At 45.4% G+C, this 20,858-nt stretch carries 21 protein-coding genes, 3 tRNA genes and 1 pseudogene; 15 read left to right on the forward strand and 10 right to left on the reverse strand.

From position 1 onward, the window contains the following. Positions 1-231 precede the first annotated feature (231 nt). From J9B83_RS05200 to cobA, 7 genes are all read left to right on the forward strand, one after another. The gene (locus J9B83_RS05200) at positions 232-1,137 is read left to right on the forward strand and encodes a hypothetical protein (protein WP_211535681.1); all 906 of its coding nucleotides are present in this window, start codon (positions 232-234) and stop codon (positions 1,135-1,137) included. A 174-nt stretch (positions 1,138-1,311) separates the two neighbouring features. Then, the gene (locus tag J9B83_RS05205) at positions 1,312-4,086 is read left to right on the forward strand and encodes a DNA translocase FtsK (RefSeq protein WP_211535682.1); all 2,775 of its coding nucleotides are present in this window, start codon (positions 1,312-1,314) and stop codon (positions 4,084-4,086) included. Positions 4,087-4,166: 80 nt separating this feature from the next. Next, positions 4,167-4,790 carry an outer membrane lipoprotein chaperone LolA gene (lolA, locus tag J9B83_RS05210; protein ID WP_211535683.1) on the forward strand — a complete coding sequence of 208 codons (624 nt, stop codon included), beginning with the start codon at positions 4,167-4,169 and terminating at the stop codon, positions 4,788-4,790. Beyond that, positions 4,790-6,166, forward strand: a complete 1,377-nt coding sequence (locus J9B83_RS05215) for a replication-associated recombination protein A (protein WP_211535684.1) — start codon at positions 4,790-4,792, stop codon at positions 6,164-6,166. The genes lolA and J9B83_RS05215 overlap by 1 nt, the downstream gene beginning before the upstream one ends. After that, on the forward strand, positions 6,163-6,534 hold the full coding sequence (gene crcB, locus J9B83_RS05220) for a fluoride efflux transporter CrcB (RefSeq protein WP_211535685.1): 372 nt from the start codon (positions 6,163-6,165) through the stop codon (positions 6,532-6,534). The genes J9B83_RS05215 and crcB overlap by 4 nt, the downstream gene beginning before the upstream one ends. Positions 6,535-6,617: 83 nt before the next feature. Beyond that, on the forward strand, positions 6,618-7,919 hold the full coding sequence (gene serS / locus J9B83_RS05225; RefSeq protein WP_211535686.1) for a serine--tRNA ligase: 1,302 nt from the start codon (positions 6,618-6,620) through the stop codon (positions 7,917-7,919). Positions 7,920-8,000: 81 nt separating this feature from the next. After that, positions 8,001-8,744 (forward strand): uroporphyrinogen-III C-methyltransferase, encoded by a 744-nt coding sequence (gene cobA, locus J9B83_RS05230; RefSeq protein WP_211535687.1) that lies wholly within the window; start codon positions 8,001-8,003, stop codon positions 8,742-8,744. Between the two features lie 4 nt (positions 8,745-8,748). Here the strand turns inward: cobA and J9B83_RS05235 are convergent, their stop codons facing one another. The 5 genes from J9B83_RS05235 to J9B83_RS05255 form a co-directional block, all read right to left on the reverse strand. Next, the gene (locus tag J9B83_RS05235; protein WP_211535688.1) at positions 8,749-9,069 is read right to left on the reverse strand and encodes a TusE/DsrC/DsvC family sulfur relay protein; all 321 of its coding nucleotides are present in this window, start codon (positions 9,067-9,069) and stop codon (positions 8,749-8,751) included. Positions 9,070-9,074: 5 nt separating this feature from the next. Further along, positions 9,075-9,362: a DsrH/TusB family sulfur metabolism protein gene (locus tag J9B83_RS05240; RefSeq protein ID WP_211535689.1), complete on the reverse strand. Its 288-nt coding sequence runs from the start codon at positions 9,360-9,362 to the stop codon at positions 9,075-9,077. A 35-nt stretch (positions 9,363-9,397) separates the two neighbouring features. Further along, positions 9,398-9,745 carry a DsrE family protein gene (locus tag J9B83_RS05245; protein ID WP_211535690.1) on the reverse strand — a complete coding sequence of 116 codons (348 nt, stop codon included), beginning with the start codon at positions 9,743-9,745 and terminating at the stop codon, positions 9,398-9,400. A gap of 4 nt (positions 9,746-9,749) precedes the next feature. Beyond that, positions 9,750-10,142, reverse strand: coding sequence for a sulfurtransferase complex subunit TusD (gene tusD, locus J9B83_RS05250; protein ID WP_211535691.1), 393 nt, complete (start codon positions 10,140-10,142; stop codon positions 9,750-9,752). Positions 10,143-10,229: 87 nt separating this feature from the next. Further along, positions 10,230-10,883: a Bax inhibitor-1/YccA family protein gene (locus J9B83_RS05255; RefSeq protein WP_211535692.1), complete on the reverse strand. Its 654-nt coding sequence runs from the start codon at positions 10,881-10,883 to the stop codon at positions 10,230-10,232. A gap of 246 nt (positions 10,884-11,129) precedes the next feature. Here J9B83_RS05255 and J9B83_RS05260 point away from each other — a divergent pair, with 246 nt between their 5' ends. From J9B83_RS05260 to J9B83_RS05295, 8 genes are all read left to right on the forward strand, one after another. Further along, on the forward strand, positions 11,130-11,915 hold the full coding sequence (locus tag J9B83_RS05260; protein WP_236037123.1) for a DnaT-like ssDNA-binding domain-containing protein: 786 nt from the start codon (positions 11,130-11,132) through the stop codon (positions 11,913-11,915). Further along, positions 11,824-12,633 (forward strand): replication protein P, encoded by an 810-nt coding sequence (locus tag J9B83_RS05265; RefSeq protein ID WP_236037124.1) that lies wholly within the window; start codon positions 11,824-11,826, stop codon positions 12,631-12,633. The genes J9B83_RS05260 and J9B83_RS05265 overlap by 92 nt, the downstream gene beginning before the upstream one ends. Before the next feature lie 118 nt (positions 12,634-12,751). Then, positions 12,752-13,393, forward strand: coding sequence for a response regulator (locus J9B83_RS05270; protein ID WP_211535693.1), 642 nt, complete (start codon positions 12,752-12,754; stop codon positions 13,391-13,393). Between the two features lie 18 nt (positions 13,394-13,411). After that, positions 13,412-15,235, forward strand: a complete 1,824-nt coding sequence (uvrC, locus tag J9B83_RS05275; RefSeq protein ID WP_211535694.1) for an excinuclease ABC subunit UvrC — start codon at positions 13,412-13,414, stop codon at positions 15,233-15,235. A 56-nt stretch (positions 15,236-15,291) separates the two neighbouring features. After that, on the forward strand, positions 15,292-15,852 hold the full coding sequence (gene pgsA / locus J9B83_RS05280; RefSeq protein WP_211535695.1) for a CDP-diacylglycerol--glycerol-3-phosphate 3-phosphatidyltransferase: 561 nt from the start codon (positions 15,292-15,294) through the stop codon (positions 15,850-15,852). Positions 15,853-15,948: 96 nt separating this feature from the next. Further along, positions 15,949-16,023, forward strand: a tRNA-Gly gene (locus tag J9B83_RS05285). Positions 16,024-16,045: 22 nt separating this feature from the next. Next, positions 16,046-16,119 (forward strand) — tRNA-Cys (locus J9B83_RS05290). 11 nt (positions 16,120-16,130) lie between these two features. Next, a tRNA-Leu gene (locus tag J9B83_RS05295) sits at positions 16,131-16,217 on the forward strand. Between the two features lie 308 nt (positions 16,218-16,525). Here the strand turns inward: J9B83_RS05295 and J9B83_RS16080 are convergent. From J9B83_RS16080 to J9B83_RS05315, 5 genes and pseudogenes are all read right to left on the reverse strand, one after another. Next, positions 16,526-17,065: a methyl-accepting chemotaxis protein gene (locus tag J9B83_RS16080; protein ID WP_407944017.1), complete on the reverse strand. Its 540-nt coding sequence runs from the start codon at positions 17,063-17,065 to the stop codon at positions 16,526-16,528. Positions 17,066-17,077: 12 nt separating this feature from the next. Continuing rightward, positions 17,078-17,839, reverse strand: a pseudogene (locus J9B83_RS16085) (PAS domain-containing protein); the annotation flags it as partial. Positions 17,840-18,216: 377 nt separating this feature from the next. Beyond that, on the reverse strand, positions 18,217-18,699 hold the full coding sequence (locus J9B83_RS05305; protein ID WP_211535697.1) for a hypothetical protein: 483 nt from the start codon (positions 18,697-18,699) through the stop codon (positions 18,217-18,219). A 72-nt stretch (positions 18,700-18,771) separates the two neighbouring features. After that, positions 18,772-19,410: a hypothetical protein gene (locus J9B83_RS05310; protein WP_211535698.1), complete on the reverse strand. Its 639-nt coding sequence runs from the start codon at positions 19,408-19,410 to the stop codon at positions 18,772-18,774. 163 nt (positions 19,411-19,573) lie between these two features. After that, positions 19,574-20,812, reverse strand: a complete 1,239-nt coding sequence (locus tag J9B83_RS05315; RefSeq protein ID WP_211535699.1) for a saccharopine dehydrogenase family protein — start codon at positions 20,810-20,812, stop codon at positions 19,574-19,576. Between the last annotated feature and the right edge of the window lie 46 nt (positions 20,813-20,858).

Consider the following 20,858-nt stretch of genomic DNA (forward strand, 5'->3'; position numbering starts at 1 on the left):
TTAATCGATGCAGTCTTAAACGGTAGCTCAAAGCATAAGTGAGCATCGTGTTAGGAACTACAAGATAATTTGCTTTTTTGGTAATTGTCACAAAAGTGAAACTGATCGGTTTTAAGATACATGAGTCGTTGATTTAGCAACGTTTCTTGGTTACTAAAGCTTTTTTTAAAGTTAAAAAATCAGTAATACGGTCTACAAGACCACACAATATAATATAAAGGGGAATCTTGAATGAAAGCGATTAAACTTGCTTCTGTGTTTGCGGTATCAGCTGTTGCGGCTGCTGTTTCTACTACGACTCTAGCTGCTGAGCCTGTTTTTTCTGGTTCTGCTGGTCTTTACTACACTTCAAATGAAGAAGCAGGAGAAAAAGATTCAGCTTCTTCTGATGGTGAAGTAAATATCATCATGGATACTGGTGTTGTTTACTTTGACCTTGATATGGAAAATGGTTCGGACGGTGGATTCGATCTTGATGAAGCTTACATAACTCAAGGCGCTGTTCAATTTGGTGATTTTGATGGTTCTCTGATTGATTCAGCTGCTTACAGCGCTGGTGTTTGGGAAGATATCGATGACGCTAAATACACATTAGGTAACGATCTAGGTGTACGTTACGCTGTAAATGACGCGTTATCAGTTTCTGCAGAGATTGTTGAAGGCGAAAACGACGGTAGTCTTGCTTTTGCTTACGAAACGGAAATGGCTGGTTTGACACTTGGTGTATCTGGTGGATTCAACCTTTCTAGTGACGACAAGAAAGAAGGTAAAATCCTAACTCTTGGTGTTAGTGCTCCTTTAGGCATGGCAACCATGTCTACTTTCGTTCAAGTAGGTTCTGATGCTGACAGAGATGTATTGAACACAGGCGTTGGTATTGACCTTCCGTTGTCTGAGCAATTGTCTGTAGCACTTCAGTACTATACTGAGGGCGGTGAGCAATATCAGACAGATGCTAATGACGATGTTGTAACAGATGCAAATGGAAACAACCTGGTAGAAGATAAATCTGATGCAGGTATTACTGAAGCAACTGTTTACTATGCAGTAGGTGACGTAACTTACTACGCAACTTACGTTGCAAAAGAAGCTAAAGATTCTGACTACACTGTAATTGGCGCGACTGTTTCTTTCTAAGGCAGTCACGTTAAGATAATGTCATAACCCATTGTTTATGACTGTAAATCTTACTAAGTAATTGCGAAAGCCAACCCTTTGGGTTGGCTTTTTTTATGGTAAGCTTGGCAAACTTAGTGCTTCTCTTTATGAAGCGAGTTTTGTCTTGATTAGTATGAAATGGGAAGAGACGTTTTGTCAGAAAAAGTGAGTGAGTCGGTACGATCACCAATTTGGGAATTATTTGCCAAACAGGCGGCCTTTATTGCGGCCATGTTGTTTTTTGTTTTTTTTGCGTTAGCAACTTACACCTATAATGCCAATGATGCTGGTTGGTTTTATTCAGGAACTGGCGCCGCGATTCAAAATTCTATGGGGCCCATTGGCGCCACCATCACAGATTTAACCTCCAGTTTCTTCGGTTCTTTATTTTACTCTTTACCTCCCTTATTTTGTTGGGTTGCAATCATTCTATGGCGTAACCCACATGCTCTATTGCCACTGAACAACGCCTTACTTTGTACCATTGGCAGTATCTTGTATCTCTCTTTTGGTTCGGTATTATGCTTTTTACACACAGTCGGAGAAGCCAATTTACAATATGGTACCGGTGGTATTTTAGGCAGTGGGTTAGGACGATTATTGTATTCATCCATCGGCTACGATGGTGCTACCTTAGTGAGTCTGGCCTTAGTCATCCTAGCCTTTACTTTATTATCTCAGCTTAATTGGCTGAACCTCATGGATGGTTTAGGTGAGCGAGTCTATCTTTACAGCAGCCAAATCAAGCAAAAATGGTCGGCGCGTCAAGCTGCGAAGCAACAAGTACGAACCGATGCAGGCAAAGAAAACCAATCTGATACGTTGGATGTGTTTGACGATGAAGCAGAAGAGCCGGCAATCGTCCGCAAAAGGCGCAAAGCAACGATCAAAACCACCAACACAACCAGCGATCCTAACTTTTTAGCTGAAGTTCAGAGCGAGCCAGACATAGAGGAAACGCCTAAGAAAGCGCGCTTTGGTTTATCGTCTTTATTTTCGAAAAAGAAAGACAGCAAAACAGAAGATACTTTTAGTGATGATGCGCCTTTTGAGGCTAAAGCCTCTGTTCATGAAGAGCCGAGCTTTGGCGGTTTAGATGCGTTGAGCATCGACGATGATGAGGTGGATTTTGGCGACACGCTTTATATCGATGAGCCTTGGTCAGGTAAAGAGGTCAAAAAAGCGCCCAAAGAAGAGCGAGCACAAGAAAAAGCCGTCACTCCGCCAAACCATAATTCTCAAGAGTTAACCCCTAATAGTGCGAATGCACGGCTTTTTGACCAAGAAGATAACGCAAAACCAACAGAAGCCGCGCCTTCACATAGCGAATTTGAACAAATTCCGCCAGCATCTAAGCCAGCATTTCGAACGCTGTCTGAAGCCAAACAATTGGATTCTCTCGGTGGTGCGCACTCCCATGAAGAGAACACAAAAAAAACCGCAGAAACCTATTCGTTACCGGATCGCTCTGTTCTTACTAAGCCTAAACCGAAACAGGGCGGCTATTCAGAAGACGAATTGTTGTCTCTGTCTGAGCTTTTAGAGCAACGACTTATGGATTTTGGGGTCAAGGCCGATGTGGTCGAAGTGAACCCTGGCCCAGTGATTACTCGCTTTGAGATCCAACCCGCGCCTGGGGTGAAGGTCTCGCGTATTACCAATTTGGCCAAGGATTTGGCTCGCTCTTTGAGTGTGATGAGCGTGCGCGTAGTCGAAGTCATTGCGGGTAAATCCACCATAGGCATCGAAATTCCTAACCAAGTACGCGACACGGTTTATTTTTCAGAAGTGATTAATTGTGAGGCCTATGATCGATCTTCATCGCCGCTTACCTTGTCTCTTGGTCACGACATTTCTGGTGAGCCGGTGGTGGTCGATTTGGCAAAAATGCCTCACGTGTTAGTGGCGGGTACGACTGGCTCGGGTAAATCGGTCGGTGTGAACGCGATGATTTTGAGCATGTTGCTCAAATCGACCCCAGACGAAGTGCGTATGATCATGGTTGACCCTAAAATGTTGGAATTGTCGATTTATGAGGGCATTCCACACTTGTTAACCCCAGTGATTACCGACATGAAAGACGCCGCCAATGGCTTGCGTTGGTCGGTGGACGAGATGGAGCGCCGCTACAAGTTAATGTCCAAGCTTGGCGTGAGAAACATTGCCGGTTACAACAAAAAAGTGCGCGATGCGATAGACGCAGGCGAGCCAATACAAGACCCCTTATGGCAGCCTGAAATGGCCATGTTCTCAGAAGACGGCGTGGCGCGTACGGTGCCACATTTAGAACCTTTGCCTTACATTGTCATTGTAGTAGATGAATTTGCCGACATGATGATGATAGTCGGTAAAAAAGTCGAAGAGTTGATCGCTCGTATCGCCCAAAAAGCCCGCGCCGCGGGTATTCATTTGATTTTGGCCACCCAGCGTCCTTCGGTGGACGTTATTACCGGTCTTATCAAAGCCAACATTCCAACGCGTATGGCGTTTCAGGTGTCATCGAAAATCGACTCTCGTACCATTTTGGACCAAGGTGGTGCTGATCAGCTACTGGGAATGGGGGACATGCTTTACCTTCCAGCAGGGTTGCCAACGCCGATTCGGGTACACGGTGCCTTTGTGTCTGACGAAGAAGTCCATGGTGTGGTAGAAGAATGGAAGTTACGTGGGGAGCCAAATTATATTAACGATGTGGTGGTCAACCCGGAAGACTTGATGTCTGATGACAACAGTGAAGACAAAGACGCTCTGTACGATGATGCGGTAAAAATTGTCATTGAAACCCGTAAAGCGTCAATTTCCTCTATTCAACGACGCTTGAAAATAGGCTATAACAGAGCGGCGAATTTAGTCGAAGCTATGGAAGCAGCCGGGCTGGTTGGCCCAATGGGAACGAATGGTCAGCGTGATATTTTAATACCAGAGTAGCGTTGCCGACGTGCCGTGAATGTTCGGCACTGTGTGGAAGATGTTTGAGTTGTATTGTCGATTTTTGGAGAAACCCCCTAATGAAAAAAGTAATTGCTCTGATGGTTATGTGTGTCGCTGCGATTTGTCACGCCGCAACGGCTCAGGCGGAAGATATTAGCAAAACCGTTGAGAACTTGTTAGAAAGCAACCGAGATATCGAAGGAGAATTCCGACAAGTCACATATAATGAGAAGGGTAAGCAGTTGCAGGCCAGTGAAGGCGTGTTTTTATTGGCGAAACCGAATCAATTTGTTTGGGACAGCGTGACGCCTTTTGCGCAGCGTATTATTTCTGATGGGCAGTTCATCACTATTTGGGATGTGGATTTAGAGCAAGCGGTGAAAAAGCCGTTATCAGGCGCGGTAGGAAATTCCCCAGCGGCATTGTTGGGTCGACCCGCTGCTGAAGTGTTACCTCACTATACCATCACCGTGTTGGGTGAGCAGAAATTTCGTATGGAACCAAAAGGTGAAGACGATTTATTTCAAAACTTGATCTTATCGTTTCGTAATCAAACCATTTCTGCCATGAGTATTCTTGATGCGTTAGGTCAAACGACGGTGATTGAATTTAAGAACGTTGAAGCTCACGATGGCGTTGCGAAAGAAAATTTTGTGTTGGATCTGCCAGATAACGTCGATGTTCTTGTAGAAGGTCAGTAATGAAGGATCTGTTTTCTGAGGCGCCCGCATCGGCTTATCAGCCATTGGCGGCAAAGATGCGACCAGAAACGCTGGACGATTATATCGGTCAGTCGCATCTTGTTGGCCCAGGAAAGCCACTAAGACGCATGGTGGAAACAGGCCATTGTCATTCGTTTATTCTTTGGGGGCCGCCAGGCGTAGGCAAAACCACCTTTGCACAGCTTTTATCCCATGCGTTAGAGGCGCAATTTATTGAGCTTTCTGCGGTAATGTCTGGTGTAAAAGACATACGTGCAGCGGTTGATCGAGCCAAACAAATGCGGATGATGAACGGGACTCAAACGGTGCTTTTTGTCGACGAAGTTCACCGATTTAATAAATCTCAACAAGATGCTTTTTTGCCCTTCATAGAAGACGGCACTTTTCTATTTATCGGCGCAACTACCGAAAATCCAGCCTTTGAATTGAATTCTGCCTTGTTGTCACGCGCTCGCGTGTATCGCCTTAAAACCCCCACGGACGAAGAAATCATGTTGGCGCTGACCCGTGCTTTGCAGTCCGATCAAAATGGTTTAGCGGAACAGGCGTTTGACATCGATGAAGCCTTTTTATTCATTTTAGCGCAGGCTGCGGATGGAGATATTCGACGCGGCTTGAACTTTTTGGAAATATTGTCGGATCTTGTTGAGCCAGGAACTAAGGTAACACAGGAACAGCTAGAAGACGTATTGGGCGGCAGCTTGCGTCGTTTTGATCGCAAAGGGGATGTGTTCTACGATCAAATTTCTGCTTTTCACAAATCGGTACGAGGCTCTTCGCCCGATGGCGCCTTGTATTGGATGGCGCGCATGCTTGATGGCGGCTGTGATCCCCTGTACATTGCGCGGCGTTTATTGGCCATTGCATCGGAAGATATCGGCAATGCCGACCCAAGAGCATTGCAAATTGGCTTGAATGCGTGGGATGTGTTTGAGCGAGTTGGGCCTGGAGAAGGCAATCGTGCCATCGCCCAAGCGGCTGTATACATGGCGTGTGCACCTAAGAGCAACGCGGTGTATCAGGCGTTTAACCAAGCTATGTCGGATGTGGCTGCACAGCCAAGTTACGAGGTTCCCAATCATTTACGCAATGCACCCACCAAGCTTGCCAAAAACATGGGGCATGGCGAAGGTTATCGCTACGCTCATAATGAAGACCACGCTTATGCGGCTGGGGAAATTTATTTACCAGAGGAGCTGGCGACCAGCCAGTACTATTGTCCCAGCGATCGTGGACTCGAAAAAAAAATTCGCGACAAATTAGCTTGGTTGAATGAGCTAGACACACACAGTACGCGACAGCGTTATTCACTCGATGAGCCACTTGTTGAGTCACATCAAGAGCCAAAACCATGATGTATTTTATGATTGCCTTTGGTGGTGCATTCGGTGCACTTAGTCGATATAGTTTAACCAAATGGATAAATCACTATTGGTCCCATTATTTTCCCTTTGCCACCTTGGTGGTCAATGTTTTAGGGTGTTTGCTTATGGGCATGGTGTTTGTGCTGATTAGTGAGCGCCTGCCGTCTCTTGAACCATATCGTCCCTTGTTAATTGTTGGCTTTTTAGGCGCTTTCACAACCTTTTCGACTTTTTCTTTGGAAATTGTCGCGCTAATCAACATGCAAGCTTGGCTAAGTGCGTTAAGCTATTTATTATTAAGCTGTGTTTTGGGGATCGCGGGCTTAGCGGCCGGCATGACGCTGACTCGACTTTTTTGAAAAGCATTTCTAATGCTTAGTACTCACGTCGTACATCGCCCAAATTTATTTTTATCTATTGTTTAAAGGATACTGTTGCAGAAATGTTAGACATTAAAGCATTGCGCGCTGACCCGGAAGCCATCGCGGCTCAACTTAAAAAGAAAGGCTATGCGTTGGATGTGGCGACTTTTTCTTCCCTAGAAGAGCGTCGTAAAGCCATTCAAATGGAAACGGAGCAGTTGCAACAGGCCCGAAACTCGGTATCCAAAGAAATCGGTCAGGCGATGAAGTCGGGCGATAAAGACAAAGCGGCTGAGCTGAAAGCCCAAACGGCGACACTAGGCGATGATTTAGAAACCGCAAAAGCGCAATTAACACAAGTTCAGCAAGAGTTTGAAACTCTGCTTGAAGGTATTCCAAATCTACCTCATGTGTCTGTACCTGAAGGTGTTACCGAAGACGACAATGTCGAAATTCGTCGTTGGGGTGAGCCAAAAGCCTTTGATTTTGAACCGAAAGATCATGTGGATCTTGGCGAAGCCATGGAGATGTTGGATTTTGCTGCGGCGGTGAAAATCACCGGTTCACGATTTGCGGTGATGCACTCTGATCTAGCGCGTTTACATCGCGCTCTGACACAGTTTATGATCAATACTCATGTGGATTTGCACGGCTACTCTGAAGTGTATGTGCCGTATTTGGTCAATGCACATTCCCTGAAGGGAACCGGCCAACTGCCTAAATTTGAAGCCGACTTGTTTAAAGTGCCTGTGGACAAAGACAGTGGCAACAATGACTTGTATTTGATACCAACCGCCGAAGTGCCAGTGACCAATTTGGTACGTGATGAAATTCTAAATGACGCCGATTTACACAAAAAGTTTGTCGCACACACGCCTTGTTTCCGCAGTGAAGCGGGCAGCTATGGTCGTGATACCCGCGGTATGATTCGTCAACACCAATTCGAAAAAGTCGAATTGGTTCACGTGTGTCGTCCTGATCGTTCAGAAGACGTGTTGGAAGAGTTAGTCGGCCATGCGGAATCTATTCTGCAAAAGCTCGACTTACCTTACCGTACGGTGATTTTATGTGGTGGTGATTTGGGCTTCTCTGCTCATAAAACCTATGACATTGAAGTTTGGTTGCCAGGCCAAGGCAAGTACCGTGAGATCTCTTCTTGCTCAAACATGTGGGATTTCCAAGCAAGACGTATGCAAGCACGCTGGCGCAACCCAGAAACAGGCCGTCCAGAATTAGCGCATACCTTGAACGGCTCTGGTTTGGCTGTAGGTCGTACCTTGGTGGCCGTACTGGAAAACTACCAAAACGCTGACGGTAGTGTTCGTGTTCCTGATGTTTTGGTGCCTTACATGGGTGGCAAAACCGTGCTTAAAAAAGCATAAGTGGCACAAAAATCAAACGAATAATTAAAACAAAAAAAGCCTCTGAAGAGGCTTTTTTTGTGATGAGTGGAAAAGAATATTATGACGGGCAAGGTCTATTTGATTGGTGCGGGTCCTGGTGATCCAGAGTTATTAACGTTGAAAGCACATCGTTTGCTCATCATGGCCGACGTGGTGCTGTATGACCGTTTGGTTGGTAAGGAAATCATCGACCTGATTCCTGAAAACGCAGAAAAGCTGTACGTAGGCAAAGCGAAATCTTTGCACAGCCTTCCGCAAGACCAGATCAACAGTTTATTGGCAGAAAAAGCGAAGCAAGGTCATATGGTGGTGCGGCTCAAAGGCGGCGATCCGTTCATTTTTGGTCGTGGCGGTGAGGAGTTAGAAGAGCTTATTGAAGAAAATGTGCCCTTCGAAGTGGTGCCAGGTGTGACTGCGGCAGCCGGTTGTGCGGCTTATGCAGGGATTCCTTTAACGCACCGTGATTATGCCCAGTCCGTGCGTTTTCTAACGGGTCACTTAAAAGATGGTACGACGGATCTACCTTGGGAAGAGCTGGTACATCCGGCGCAAACCTTGGTGATTTACATGGGTTTAACCGGATTGAAAGAGATCAGCCAATCTTTGATTCGATTTGGTATGGAGCCTTCTATGCCAGTCGCTATCGTCGAAAAAGGCACGACCAAAGAGCAGCGCGTGTTTACCTCAACCATGAAAGACATTTACGATGTAGCAACGAAAAATGAAGTCAAATCGCCTTCACTATTGATTATCGGTGAAGTGGTAACTTTACAAAGTAAATTAGAGTGGTACGGTAAGTATTAATTCGTTATAGACAGTTCGCAGGTTTGGGTAAGCCTGCGATTTTTGCTGCAAGTTTAGGTGGACTGCCAGGAAATAAGGTCATCAAATAAATACTGCGACCTTTTTCTTTGCCAAGCTTTTTTGTCACGGCTTTTACGAGTGGGCGCATGGCGGGAGACACTTCATACTCTTGGTAAAAGTCACGCAGTAAGTGAATGATTTCCCAATGGGCGTCCGTCATCTCGATGTCTACTTCAGCCGCCAGTTGATTGGCCAGTTCTGGTGTCCAATCGCTTAGGTTGAGCAAATACCCTTCTTCGTCCAAAACCAGGCTGTGATTTGTCATTAGATTTACCAACTTATGTTTGCTTCGGCGTTAAAGGTCGTGTTGACCCAGTCTTCGTCTGACAATGCCGTACCAATGTTAGGGGAAAGGCCATATGCAACGGCATCACTTTGTAAGTAATAGACCTCGATGTTTTTACCATCAATAAGCGCTTTCACAGTATTGACTTGATGGACTAAACGTAAAATTCCCGCCTCGATAAAAAGAATATGATCGCCATCTTGTAGGCTGTTTTGCCAGTTAGCTTCCACCGAAGCTGGGTAATCGAGCTGATTGATTTGATGAAGCCGCATAATGTAAACCAAATGTTAAAACTAAAAGTGAAAAATTAAAACCGGAAAACCTGTTGGTACTGTGAAAACAGAGTCTGCCATTGTTCGGTGTCGAGTGGTGTGACGCCAGGCCAGACATTTTCGCCATTTGGGGCTATTTTGTCGCTTTCCACAAATAGGTTGTCGATGTCATAAAACTCCAGACCATCGAGCAACTTATGCAGATTTTTGCCTTGCATGGAGTCGGGTTGTTGCTGGGTCGACAACAGAGACAAAGCAGCGCCGGATAGGCAAAGGTCGACAGGTTGCTCAAAGGTCGCGAGTACCAGTGCAAGGTCGAGTCCTTCTTTCACGGCCAAACTGGAGTAAGGGCTGCTGTCTAGGTGGATCAACGTATGCTTCATGGTGCTACCTAAACTGAATGATTTTGTGGGTGCTGTTCATTAAATCTACCAAGGTACCAAGACCCTCTAGTTGAAAACCATCCGCCAAAGAGTGTTGATCTAGCTCGTAGCGCTGGCTTTCTGTTTTGTTCACTATGCCTCGTCTTACGGCGGCGGCGATGCATAAATACAGCGGCACCTTGTGTTGCTCTGCAGCGGCTTGCCATGCTTGAGTGAGGTTAATCTCATCTCTGGGTGGTTGTGCTAATGTGTTGCCAATCAGTACGGCGTCTTGATAAAAAAATACCCCTTTAATGCTGTCTGGGTAGGCTTTCATAGCAGCGTTTAGAAACCGTAAAGCAGAGTGGCAGGCCTTACTTTGGTAAGGCGAGCCTGTGATTAGCAAGGTGTATTGCATGGTAAGTGTGGCCTTCAAAAATAATGGAATGAATTTTACACATAAAAAAGGCCGCAGTCAGCGGCCTTTCATAAGAGACGTTAGTCATTAGTCACGAGACATGCCGATCAATGACAAAATACTGAGGAACATGTTGTACAAAGAAACATACAGGTTAACCGTTGCTACAATGTAGTTTGTTTCACCACCACGCACGATTTGGCTAGTTTGAAGCAGGATAACGGCGGCAGAGAAAAGCGCGAAACCGGCTGAGATGAAAATTTGCAAAGCAGGCATTTTGACGAAAATACCGGCAATAACCGCAAACAACAATACAAAGAAACCCACGGTGATGAAGCCGTTTAAGAAGCTAAAGTCTTTCTTAGACACTAAAGCGTAAGCAGATAGACCAAGGAAAGATAAACCTGTGATGCCTAAGGCGCTCATGATCATGCTGGCGCCATTCGCCATATTCATATAGGCACTTAGAATGGGCCCAAGGGTGAGACCCATGAAGCCAGTCAGTGCGAAAACACAAAGAATACCGGCGGCGCTGTTTTGGAATTTATGAGTCAAAAACAATAGACCATAAAAACCGACCAAAGTGATAATAAGGCCCGGATGAGGTAGGTTTAACGCCATGCTCATGCCAGCGGTGAAGGCACTGAACAACAAGGTAAGCGACAATAGCCCGTAGGTATTACGGAGCGTTTTGTTTGCCGCTTGTGACGAGTGCGTCGAAAGGGCTTCTGTGTAGCGCATGGAATTCTCCTTTAAGGTTTATAACGATCAATAGACGTAATATGCGGCTGAAAGTTCCAAACTTCAAGCAAGATTCTTATTAATAGGCGTAAAGCCTGCTGCTGTTCATACACGCCTTAATTTCGTTACCATATCTTATTGTTAACCATTGCTGAGCAGAAGGTTATCGTGCTTATAAGTATGGCTTTTGGTAGACTATTAGACTGAATAAACGAAGCGAGATGTCTCTTGGATAATGATTACTTTTTGCCGATATCATTTTCTATGGCCACGCAAATTGGCTTAGAAGAAACGGTATTGCTTACTTTTTTGAAGCAACAAACTTACTTGACGGGATCGTCTGTATTGCGTGTCGAAATGAGTCGATTGAGCGCTCAATTACCCTTTTGGACTGTGCCTATAATGATGCGGTTTTTGGCTAATTTGCAGATTGCTCAGCTGGTCAGTTTTCAGCGCCAAGATGACATCCTTGAAATACAGCTAGCTTCAGCACAAAAGACAGCACAGACAATAAAGCCGTCGCCGAATATGACGCAAGAGGATCCATTGATGGCGAAAATGGATCGGCTGCAAAAAGCATCGCGGGAAAAGAGTGAGGAGTTCACCCCTCAACCAAAAAGTTACCCTGCCAAGCAGCCAGTTCGACAGTACGATATGCCCTCTACACCGCCGGTGGTAAATGATCGTCGTGGTGTAACGGATTTCGATCTCTATTTAGAACAAAAAGAGCGTGCTCGACAGCCTGATCAATGGCAACCTGAAGAAGCGACACTAGAACAAATTGGACAGGCTGGCATTGCTCGTGATTTTGCTTTGTCTTTGCAGACTGAGTTTTTGCTGCGAATCAAAGAACAACGCAAAAATGTCAGAACTTGGAACAGTGAATTTTTTAAATACGTAAAACGTCAGTGGCAATACAAACAATCGGATCGATCTTCTTATGAAGGAACCTCAGGCAGTTCAAAATTTACTAAAACCTCTCGAGAACAAGTTAGCGACGCCCTCAACAACATACACGACACAGACTGGTGAGCAGGGGGCGGGGCATCGTGAATCAGGCCCTACAGCAGCCGAACAGCAGACTCGTGTTCTGGTCAACATGTTATTTGCTCGATTTAAAGCTATTTATACACACAAATTTGCCTCGGCCTACAGCACCACTGATGAGGTAAAGCTCGCCAAACGAGAATGGGCAATTGCCCTTAAAGGCTTTCAAGAGCCATTGTTGGCCTATGCGGTTGAGCGTACTAAAGAAGTGCATCCTTGGCCGCCGACAATTGCGGACTTTTTAAAACTGATCAATACCGCTTATAAAGCCTACGGTTTGGCAGATCCTCGCTCTGCGTATTTAGAAGCATGTGCCTGCCGTTCTGATCCGCTGATGTATAAATGGAGCCATCCCTCGGTATTTTTTGCTGGCTCAGAAGTGGGTTGGTACAAGATTAAGTCAGAAGAGGAGCGGGTGAGCTGGCCCTTGTTTGAAGCGGCTTACGTGAAAGTGGTGGATAGAGTTATAGCGGGTGAGCGCTTGGTAATTCCCAAAGTGACCATGATCGAAAACAAACAGACGCTCAATGTCACCGAGCTGGTTCGTCATATTTCGAGTCAGTTAGATATGCCAGAAGAGCAGGTTTTACCTCTTTTGTACTACACACAAAAAACCCAAGGCTCGGGTATTCGTTTACGCTACCGAGAGATCAGTGAAAAAAAATTACTCGATATGGGCTATAAGGAAAAACTTCCAGAATAACGGTGAGTTTTGAGTCTTTGTTCGATAACATAATTCAAGGTGGCAGGACGCCATTAGCATGCTTCAATCGATCGATGATTGAAATGAACAAGGAAGGGAGAGATTTTGTGAGGCTGTTATGTTGAAAGTACTTATTGTTGATGATCACGATGTGGTTAGCCATGGCATTAGTCGCGTATTGCAAGACGTTCAGGGTGTGAATGTGGTGGGTGTGGTTCACAGCGGTGAAGACGCCATTGTGAAAACAAAAGCCTTGCTGCCAGACATCGTTTTAATGGATGTGCACATGCCTGGCATTGGTGGTTTAGGCGCGACAAAAGAAATTAAACGCTTGTTACCAAAAACCAAGGTAATTGCTTTATCGGCGATGGATGACAACTTATATCCTGTCAAGTTACTTGAAGTCGGGGCATCTGGCTATCTTACCAAAGGTACAAACACGTCTGAGCTGTTAGAGGCCATCCAGATAGTGGCCAAAGGTGAGCACTATATTTCCAAAAGTGTGGCACAAAAAATGGCACTGTCGAAGTTCTCTATCGATGGACAAGGTTCGCCGCTTGGGCAATTGTCTGATCGAGAGTTGCAAGTGGCGCAAATGATTGTCGATTGTAAAAAATCCACTGAAATTGCCGATCATTTAAACGTGAGCCCTAAAACAGTGAGTACTTACCGCACGCGTATTTTTACCAAGCTGAACATAGAAAGCGATGTTGAATTAATTCGTTTGGCGGTTCGCTATCATGTGCTCGGTATGGGCTAGGCGAAAAACGAGGTTTGTTTGAGCCATTTAGAATTTGATCCAAAGCATTTTGTTGCCAACTTAACCACACGTCCTGGGGTTTATCGTATGTACGATGACCAGGAGGTGTTGCTTTATGTTGGCAAAGCCAAAAACCTAAAGAATCGAGTGGCCAGCTATTTTCGCGCCACTGGTTTAACGACCAAAACCATGGCCTTGGTGAGTCGTATCCACTCTATTGAAATCGCTGTTACCAAAAGTGATACCGAAGCGCTGTTGCTTGAACAGACCCTGATCAAGCAACACAGGCCGCCTTATAATATTTTGCTTCGTGACGATAAATCTTACCCTTATATATTGCTGTCTAACCATCTTCATCCTGCCTTGCTGTTTCGTCGCGGTAATAAAACGGACAAAGGCACCCTGTTTGGACCCTTTCCAAGCGGTACAGCGGTGAAAGAAAGCCTGATTACCATGCAAAAGGTATTTAAAGTTCGTCAATGCGAAGACAGTACCTACGCGAATCGATCTCGACCCTGCCTACAATACCAAATCAAACGTTGTTCGGGACCTTGTGTGGGGCTGATCAGTGATGAAGAGTATGAGTCAGATGTGCGCCATGCCAAAATGTTTTTGCAGGGCAAAGACCAAGAGTTAACGGCGGAAATTACCTCACAAATGAGTGCCGCTGCGGCTGATATGGAGTTTGAGCGTGCGGCTGAGTTGCGTGACCAAGTGATCCAACTCAAGCACATTCAAGAGCAGCAGCACGTGTATGGACAAACCGGTGACGCTGATGTGATTGCCTCGATTATTCAACCTGGTGGCCTTTGCGTACATATGATGATGGTGCGAAAGGGTAAAGTCGTTGGCAGTAAAAGTCATTACCCTAAAATGCCTCTTGAAATTAGCGAAGGGGAATTATTATCGTCTTTTATAGCGCAATTTTATCTAGGTGGTATCCAAGAGTTGCCCAAGACGCTTATCATTAGTCATGAATTAGACGATGGTGATGCACTGGTTGCGGGTATTTTTGAAACCACGAAGAAAAAAATTGAAGTAGTCAGTAACGTAAGAGGGCAGCGGGCCAGATGGCTTGAGTTAGCAAGACTCAATGCTGAACAAGGTTTACAGGCTCGTTTATCAGATAAACGTAATCATTTTAGTCGTATTACGGCGTTGCAAAAGCTGCTTGGGTTTCATGAGCCGCCTGCTCACATGGAGTGTTTCGACATCAGTCATTCCAGTGGCGAAGCGACGGTGGCTTCTTGTGTGGTGTTTGGCCCAGATGGGCCAGATAAAAAGCGCTATCGATCGTTTAATATCGAAGGCGTAGAGCCTGGAGACGACTACGGCGCAATGAAGCAAGCACTAACACGACGCTATAAACGGGTGAAAAGTGGCGAGCTCGATGCGCCTGATGTGTTGTTAATCGACGGTGGTAAAGGCCAGCTCACTCAGGCGGAAACCGTGCTGAGAGAGTTAGGGCTAGTGAATATATTTTTGCTTGGGGTCGCAAAGGGCGATACTCGAAAGCCAGGCCTTGAAACCCTATATATAGGTTCAAAAGAAGACGAAGTGGTATTACCACCCGATTCGGCTGCTTTGCACCTCATTCAACATATTCGTGACGAAGCTCACAGGTTCGCGGTGAAAAGCCATCGTCGTCGGCGCGATAAGAAGCGTCGACACTCTGTATTAGAAGATATTCCGGGCATTGGCCCGACCCGTCGCAAAGAACTGCTGATGGCGTTTGGTGGTTATCAAGAATTGTTGTCTGCCAGTCAGGAGGACATAGCAAAAGTGAAAGGAATCAGTGTGAAAAAAGCGGAAGAGATTTACCTTAATCTCCATAAAAGTTAACTCATAGCGTTACGCTTAAATAAGTGTCGGTGCACATACTCATTACTAGGAATAAAATGAACATACCCAATATTTTGACTTCCGTACGAATCTTTATGATTCCCGTTCTAGTCGCTGTGTATTATTTGCCATGGGAAGGGCGTTTTCATGCGTGCGCTATTATTTTTGCCTTAGCAGCCGTTACCGACTGGTTGGATGGCTATTTGGCTAGAAAACTCAACCAGACAACGGCGTTCGGAGCCTTCTTTGACCCTGTTGCCGATAAGTTGATGGTATCTATTGCTTTGGTGTTGCTGGTGGCGAGTTATTCAAACCCCTTACTGACATTAGCCAGTGCCGTCATTGTCGGTCGTGAGATTGTGATCTCGGCATTGCGTGAGTGGATGGCCGAAATGGGCAAACGTGCCAGTGTTGCTGTGTCTTATATCGGCAAGCTGAAAACCACTATGCAGATGTTGGCGATTTTCATTTTATTAGGCAGTCGCCCTGGCAGTTTTGAATCTCATATTGGAGAGGCCGTATTAATAGCTGCCGCGTTATTAACCTTATGGTCTATGTATATTTATTTAAAAGCGGCATGGCCAGAGCTAATGCCTAAAGAGTCGGTTGAAAAGTAAACAGATTTTTAAAAAATGCCTAAGTTATGAATTAATTTGAATTTTTCCCTTGACGTGAAAGCTCAAATACATAGAATAGGCCACGTCTTTTGAGACGCGGGAATAGCTCAGTGGTAGAGCACAACCTTGCCAAGGTTGGGGTCGCGAGTTCGAGCCTCGTTTCCCGCTCCATTCAAAAGATGATCTGATAGAAGGCCGGATGGCAGAGTGGTCATGCAGCGGACTGCAACTCCGTGTACGCCGGTTCGATTCCGACTCCGGCCTCCAATATCAGATATGCCCGGGTGGTGAAATTGGTAGACACACAAGACTTAAAATCTTGCGCTTTAACGAGCGTACCGGTTCGATTCCGGTCCCGGGCACCATTTATGGTGCCTTTTTTTTGCCTTAATTTTGTTATCCTCTTCAATCCCTCGTATTTCCTATCTTTCAGCCTTTTAATTGATTTCTCCGAATACATTCCGGTCTTTATCAATAATTTTTTATGACTTTTAAGCGTCTAAACGTCTGTACGCAAGTTGTCCATCAAATGGGTTGCTTCGAGCCATTGAATTATTCCTGAAGAGCTTTTGAAATAGAGATATCGCTAACGAAACGATTTTTGCTTAGTGCTTCGTTAGCCTTGCTTTAAGTGATGGTGAGTAGGATGTTGGTTGTGTAAAGGGGTTTGTGATTACCGCGCTTTGTTGAATTGGCCTACGGCATTGACGACTTGTTGAGACTCTAATTGAATGTCATTCATAACGTTGCCAGTATCGGTCGCTAGGTCGAGTGCCTGATGCGCTTTATCCATGCCACGCTCAATCAACAATACGGCATTTTCGGTCAGTGTTTTGTTGTCATCGACCACGTTAATGATTTCTTGAGTGGCTGTGCTGGTTCTTAGGGCAAGCTGTCTGACCTCGTCGGCGACCACAGCAAAGCCTCGGCCTTGTTCACCAGCTCTGGCTGCCTCGATGGCGGCGTTTAGTGCTAGTAGGTTGGTTTGGTCGGCAATGCCTCGTATGCTGTCTACCAGTTCACTGACTTTAATAGACTGGGTGCTTAACTCAGATACGCCCGTGCTGGCGTGTTTCATCTGTTCGGTCAATTCATTCATAATAGAGATTGTTGATGCAATCACGTCTATGCCTTTTAACGCGTTTTCATCTGTTTTCATGGATGTATCATAAGCAATCTGTGCTGCGTCAGAAACAGCGAGCTCTCGATCCATTTGTTCGGTAATCACGGTTGCGAGCTTGATAACCTTGTATAATTCACCGCTGTCGTCGTGTACGGGGTTATAAGAGGCTTCTAACCAGACCGCATTGCCTTCACTATTAATTCGTTTGAATCGCTGCGAGATAAACGCACCAGAGCGCAGTTTATGCCAAAAATCCTGATAGGCTTGTGATGACACCTCTTGTGCATCACAGAACATTTTATGGTGCTTGCCTATGACTTGGCTTTTTGTGTATTGCATGCTTTTTAGAAAGTTATCGTTGGCGTTTAAGATAATGCCATCTAAACTGAACTCAATCACTGCTGAAGAGCGGTTCAGGGCAGTTAGCATGTCTTGTGTTTCTCGAGATTGTGAAATGGTTCTGGTCAGCTCGGTTGAATAGACTTCGAGCACGGTTGAGTTGTTTTCTAGTTTTTTCGGCTGAATAATAGCGCGATACCACATTTCTTTGTTATTTTTACCTTCAAGCTGCATTGCACCATGCCAATGATGTTTACCGACGATGCTCGCCAACATGCGTTGGCAGTGTTCTTTTTGAAGAGATTTTCCAACAATAAATTGTTGGATGTTTTTGCCAATTAGTTCGTCTTTTTTTGAGTCAAAAGACGCAAGAAACAACCCGTTAGCAGACAGGATAGTGCCCTCTGAGGACATCGAAAAATACAACATTTCTTGTTGTAAATCGTCTTGCGTTTCTTGAAATGAGAGCAGTGCTTTTTCTAATTCATCGATTCGATTGAGTAATTTCTTATTGCGTAACAGCATGGCTTGAGCCTCGGATGCGTGGTGTTGAGCTGAGTAGGGTGTTTTACTGCCGCCACATCCAGTGAAGGGCTTTCTAGAACGTAAATCAGTTTACGTTGTAAGAAATCCATTCTTTTTCTGCCTCTTTGTACTTAGCTATTTAAGCAGCTTTATACTTTGCACTTGATGAAATAGGTCTGTTGTAATTTTTTGTTAACAGCGCTTTTGATTTTACTGCATATTTGGTGAATAGCGTATAAGAATTGTAGAAATGAAAGGGAAAACTTTCCATTTTGAAAGGTATCCCTTTTTTTACTGTATTGGGGAGTGTGGAAGGAATGATAATGCGCCCGCTAGTATAATTAGGCGCATTATCAATGATTTAAAGAAAATCTTTGTTACTCTATCGTTTCTATATTCTGTTCTTCATCGTTTTCCCGAACATTTTCTTCAACTGTAGCGACGTTATCCAGATCCTCTTCAGTATTCTCTGTTGCAGTAAGTGCAATGATTTTCTGCTCTAGTAAGGCGTTGTAAGCATTTTGACGTTTGAGCTCTGTTGTTAAGGTCTGCTGTGCCTGGATTGCCGCTTGTTGTTCGCTCAATTTACTCTCAATAAAAGTGACAAGGCGGTTGCCTTGTTGCTCGAAAGTGAGATCACGGTTGTCTTCTGCGTCCAAAGCTTGAGTGATGCTTAGCAGAATGTTTTCGTAATTAACCAGATAGCTCTCATAATCTTTTTGTGGCAGAGCCTTGAGTGTTTTGACGGCCACAGCGATGTTTTCCGCTCGACGGATGGAAAACATAACCTCTTCTGTATTCGCCTTAATTTGCTCTATTGCACGAGGCTGAGCTGCGATAAAGGCCGTGGCTGAGGTCAATGAGGCCGATACCTGGGATAAAGCGTTAGGCGCGTGCTGAGGTGCGTCAGTTTTAAGCAGTTTATCAAAGGCTTATTTTGCATCGGTTAAATAAATAGCCGTGACTGTTTTGACTTCCAGTGTGCGTTGTTGTGCTACCAAAGCAGGTTGCGCAGCTAGGGCGCTGTCTGTTTTGCCATCGGCCACTTGGTCAACCAGTTTCTTAAGCGTTTTGTTTAACTCTTCAACAGTGCTTGGAAAATACTCTTGAGCATCGATAAGTGTTAATTGAGTGCGGTAGTCAAACGCATCGGTAAGAATGTCAAGTGCCGTTGCCTTGATGTCTCTAGCGCTGGTTAAATGTGTGTTGAATTGCACGATGGCGTCTTCAGTTGCGCTAATATTAGTCTGTGAACTAAAAAAACCAGTGCTTTTATTGGCTTGCGTCGGGTCCATTTCGAACTCAGCATAGTACTTTTTCGCTTCCGCTAAGGCTTTATTGGCGGCGTCCATGTCGTTGCTAGCAAACCAGCTTAGTTCCTCTTCAGTAGCTTGTTTTATTTGACCTTCTGCCTCGGTAATGGCTTTTCTAACGGCGTCAATCTGAGTGATGGTTTGTGTTTGTTCGGCGTCTGTTGCAAGACTAGACGCGGAATCTGGACTGCTCGCACAGCCGGCGAGCGTTAACGTCGCGACCGCGATTAGTGCCGCTAATTGGGGTTCCTTTTTCATAACAATGTTCCTTAAGCTGTGTGGGGAGGAAATAACAATACAAATGATTGTAAAGAGGTGGGATGAGTTTTGTAAGGCTTTAGATCAGCTTCTGTGGCTATTTGCCAAATAAAAAATAACCCCGCAGCGCGAGGTTATTGGGTAACGCTTAATGGCATGACATTTAAAGCGTAAAAGGACGGTCGCCGTTTTCGTCTTTGATGCGGGTTGGTAAGCCCATGTCATTTAGCAGGCCCAAGAAAGGTTTTGGGTCAAGTTGCTCGACGTTGCGCATTTCTTTTGCATCCCAAGTGCCGTTCGCCACTAGGATGGCGGCAGCAACCGGTGGCACGCCCGCGGTGTAGGAAATGCCTTGGCTGCCCACTTCGTTGTAGGCGTCTTTGTGATCGGCTACGTTATAGATAAAGACTTCTTTCTCTTGACCGTCTTTAATGCCTTTTACCACATCGCCGATGCAGGTTTTGCCAGTGTAATCTGGTGCCAAAGAGGAAGGGTCAGGAAGCACCGCTTTAACCAATTTTAATGGCACCACTTCTAAGCCCTCTGCGGTTTTCACAGGTTGCTCCGATAACAGGCCTAGGCTTTTTAGTACGGTGAAAACATTGATGTAATGCTCACCAAAGCCCATCCAAAAACGCACATTTGGCACGTCTAAGTTTTGTGAAATGGAATGCACTTCGTCGTGGCCCGTCATGTAGGCGGTTTGTTTACCGACCACAGGTAAGTCGTCTGTGCGGCTCACTTCAAACATTTTGTTTTCTTGCCAAGCGCGGTTTTGCCAAGAGTAAACACGACCGGTAAATTCGCGGAAGTTAATTTCTGGGTCAAAGTTAGTGGCGAAGTATTTACCATGGCTGCCGGCGTTGATGTCGATGATGTCGATATCACTCACGCTGTCAAAGTAGTCGTTATAAGCAAGCGCCGCGTAGGCGTTTACCACGCCTGGATCAAACCCTACACCAAGAATAGCGGTGACGCCTTTTTCTTTACAACGCTCGCGGCGTTGCCATTCGTAGTTGGCGTACCAAGGTGGGGTTTCACAAATTTTCGCAGGATCTTCATGGATCGCGGTATCTAAATACGCCACACCAGTTTCAAGACAGGCTTCGAGGACAGACATATTGATGAACGCCGAGCCGACATTGATGACGATTTGGGATTCAGTTTGTTGAATCAGTTTTACTGTTGCTGGCACGTCAAGAGCGTCAAGAGCGAATGCTTGAATGCGGCCCTCTACTTTCATGCTGCCTTTGTCGAGGACACTGGCTACAATATCGTCGCATTTCGAAACGCTGCGCGAAGCAATTGCGATATTGCCCAGTGTGTCATTGTGTTGGGCGCATTTGTGGGCCACAACTTGAGCCACGCCTCCGCCACCAATAATGAGGACATTTTTTTTCATAATAACGCTATCTCCAAATAAAAAAGTGTTGAATTGTCTTAACTTG

Origin of the sequence: Marinomonas vulgaris (genome assembly GCF_018145875.1) — a bacterium.
In the GTDB taxonomy this organism is placed as follows: Bacteria; Pseudomonadota; Gammaproteobacteria; order Pseudomonadales; family Marinomonadaceae; genus Marinomonas; species Marinomonas vulgaris.

Coding starts and splice junctions, on each gene's coding strand:
- J9B83_RS05200 (WP_211535681.1), top strand. CDS start 232: ATGAAAGCGATTAAACTTGCTTCTGTGTTTGCGGTATCAGCTGTTGCG.
- lolA (WP_211535683.1), top strand. CDS start 4,167: ATGAAAAAAGTAATTGCTCTGATGGTTATGTGTGTCGCTGCGATTTGT.
- J9B83_RS05215 (WP_211535684.1), top strand. CDS start 4,790: ATGAAGGATCTGTTTTCTGAGGCGCCCGCATCGGCTTATCAGCCATTG.
- crcB (WP_211535685.1), top strand. CDS start 6,163: ATGATGTATTTTATGATTGCCTTTGGTGGTGCATTCGGTGCACTTAGT.
- serS (WP_211535686.1), top strand. CDS start 6,618: ATGTTAGACATTAAAGCATTGCGCGCTGACCCGGAAGCCATCGCGGCT.
- cobA (WP_211535687.1), top strand. CDS start 8,001: ATGACGGGCAAGGTCTATTTGATTGGTGCGGGTCCTGGTGATCCAGAG.
- J9B83_RS05235 (WP_211535688.1), bottom strand. CDS start 9,069: ATGACAAATCACAGCCTGGTTTTGGACGAAGAAGGGTATTTGCTCAAC.
- J9B83_RS05240 (WP_211535689.1), bottom strand. CDS start 9,362: ATGCGGCTTCATCAAATCAATCAGCTCGATTACCCAGCTTCGGTGGAA.
- J9B83_RS05245 (WP_211535690.1), bottom strand. CDS start 9,745: ATGAAGCATACGTTGATCCACCTAGACAGCAGCCCTTACTCCAGTTTG.
- tusD (WP_211535691.1), bottom strand. CDS start 10,142: ATGCAATACACCTTGCTAATCACAGGCTCGCCTTACCAAAGTAAGGCC.
- J9B83_RS05255 (WP_211535692.1), bottom strand. CDS start 10,883: ATGCGCTACACAGAAGCCCTTTCGACGCACTCGTCACAAGCGGCAAAC.
- J9B83_RS05265 (WP_236037124.1), top strand. CDS start 11,824: ATGAAGGAACCTCAGGCAGTTCAAAATTTACTAAAACCTCTCGAGAAC.
- J9B83_RS05270 (WP_211535693.1), top strand. CDS start 12,752: ATGTTGAAAGTACTTATTGTTGATGATCACGATGTGGTTAGCCATGGC.
- pgsA (WP_211535695.1), top strand. CDS start 15,292: ATGAACATACCCAATATTTTGACTTCCGTACGAATCTTTATGATTCCC.
- J9B83_RS16080 (WP_407944017.1), bottom strand. CDS start 17,065: ATGGATCGAGAGCTCGCTGTTTCTGACGCAGCACAGATTGCTTATGAT.
- J9B83_RS05310 (WP_211535698.1), bottom strand. CDS start 19,410: ATGAAAAAGGAACCCCAATTAGCGGCACTAATCGCGGTCGCGACGTTA.
- J9B83_RS05315 (WP_211535699.1), bottom strand. CDS start 20,812: ATGAAAAAAAATGTCCTCATTATTGGTGGCGGAGGCGTGGCTCAAGTT.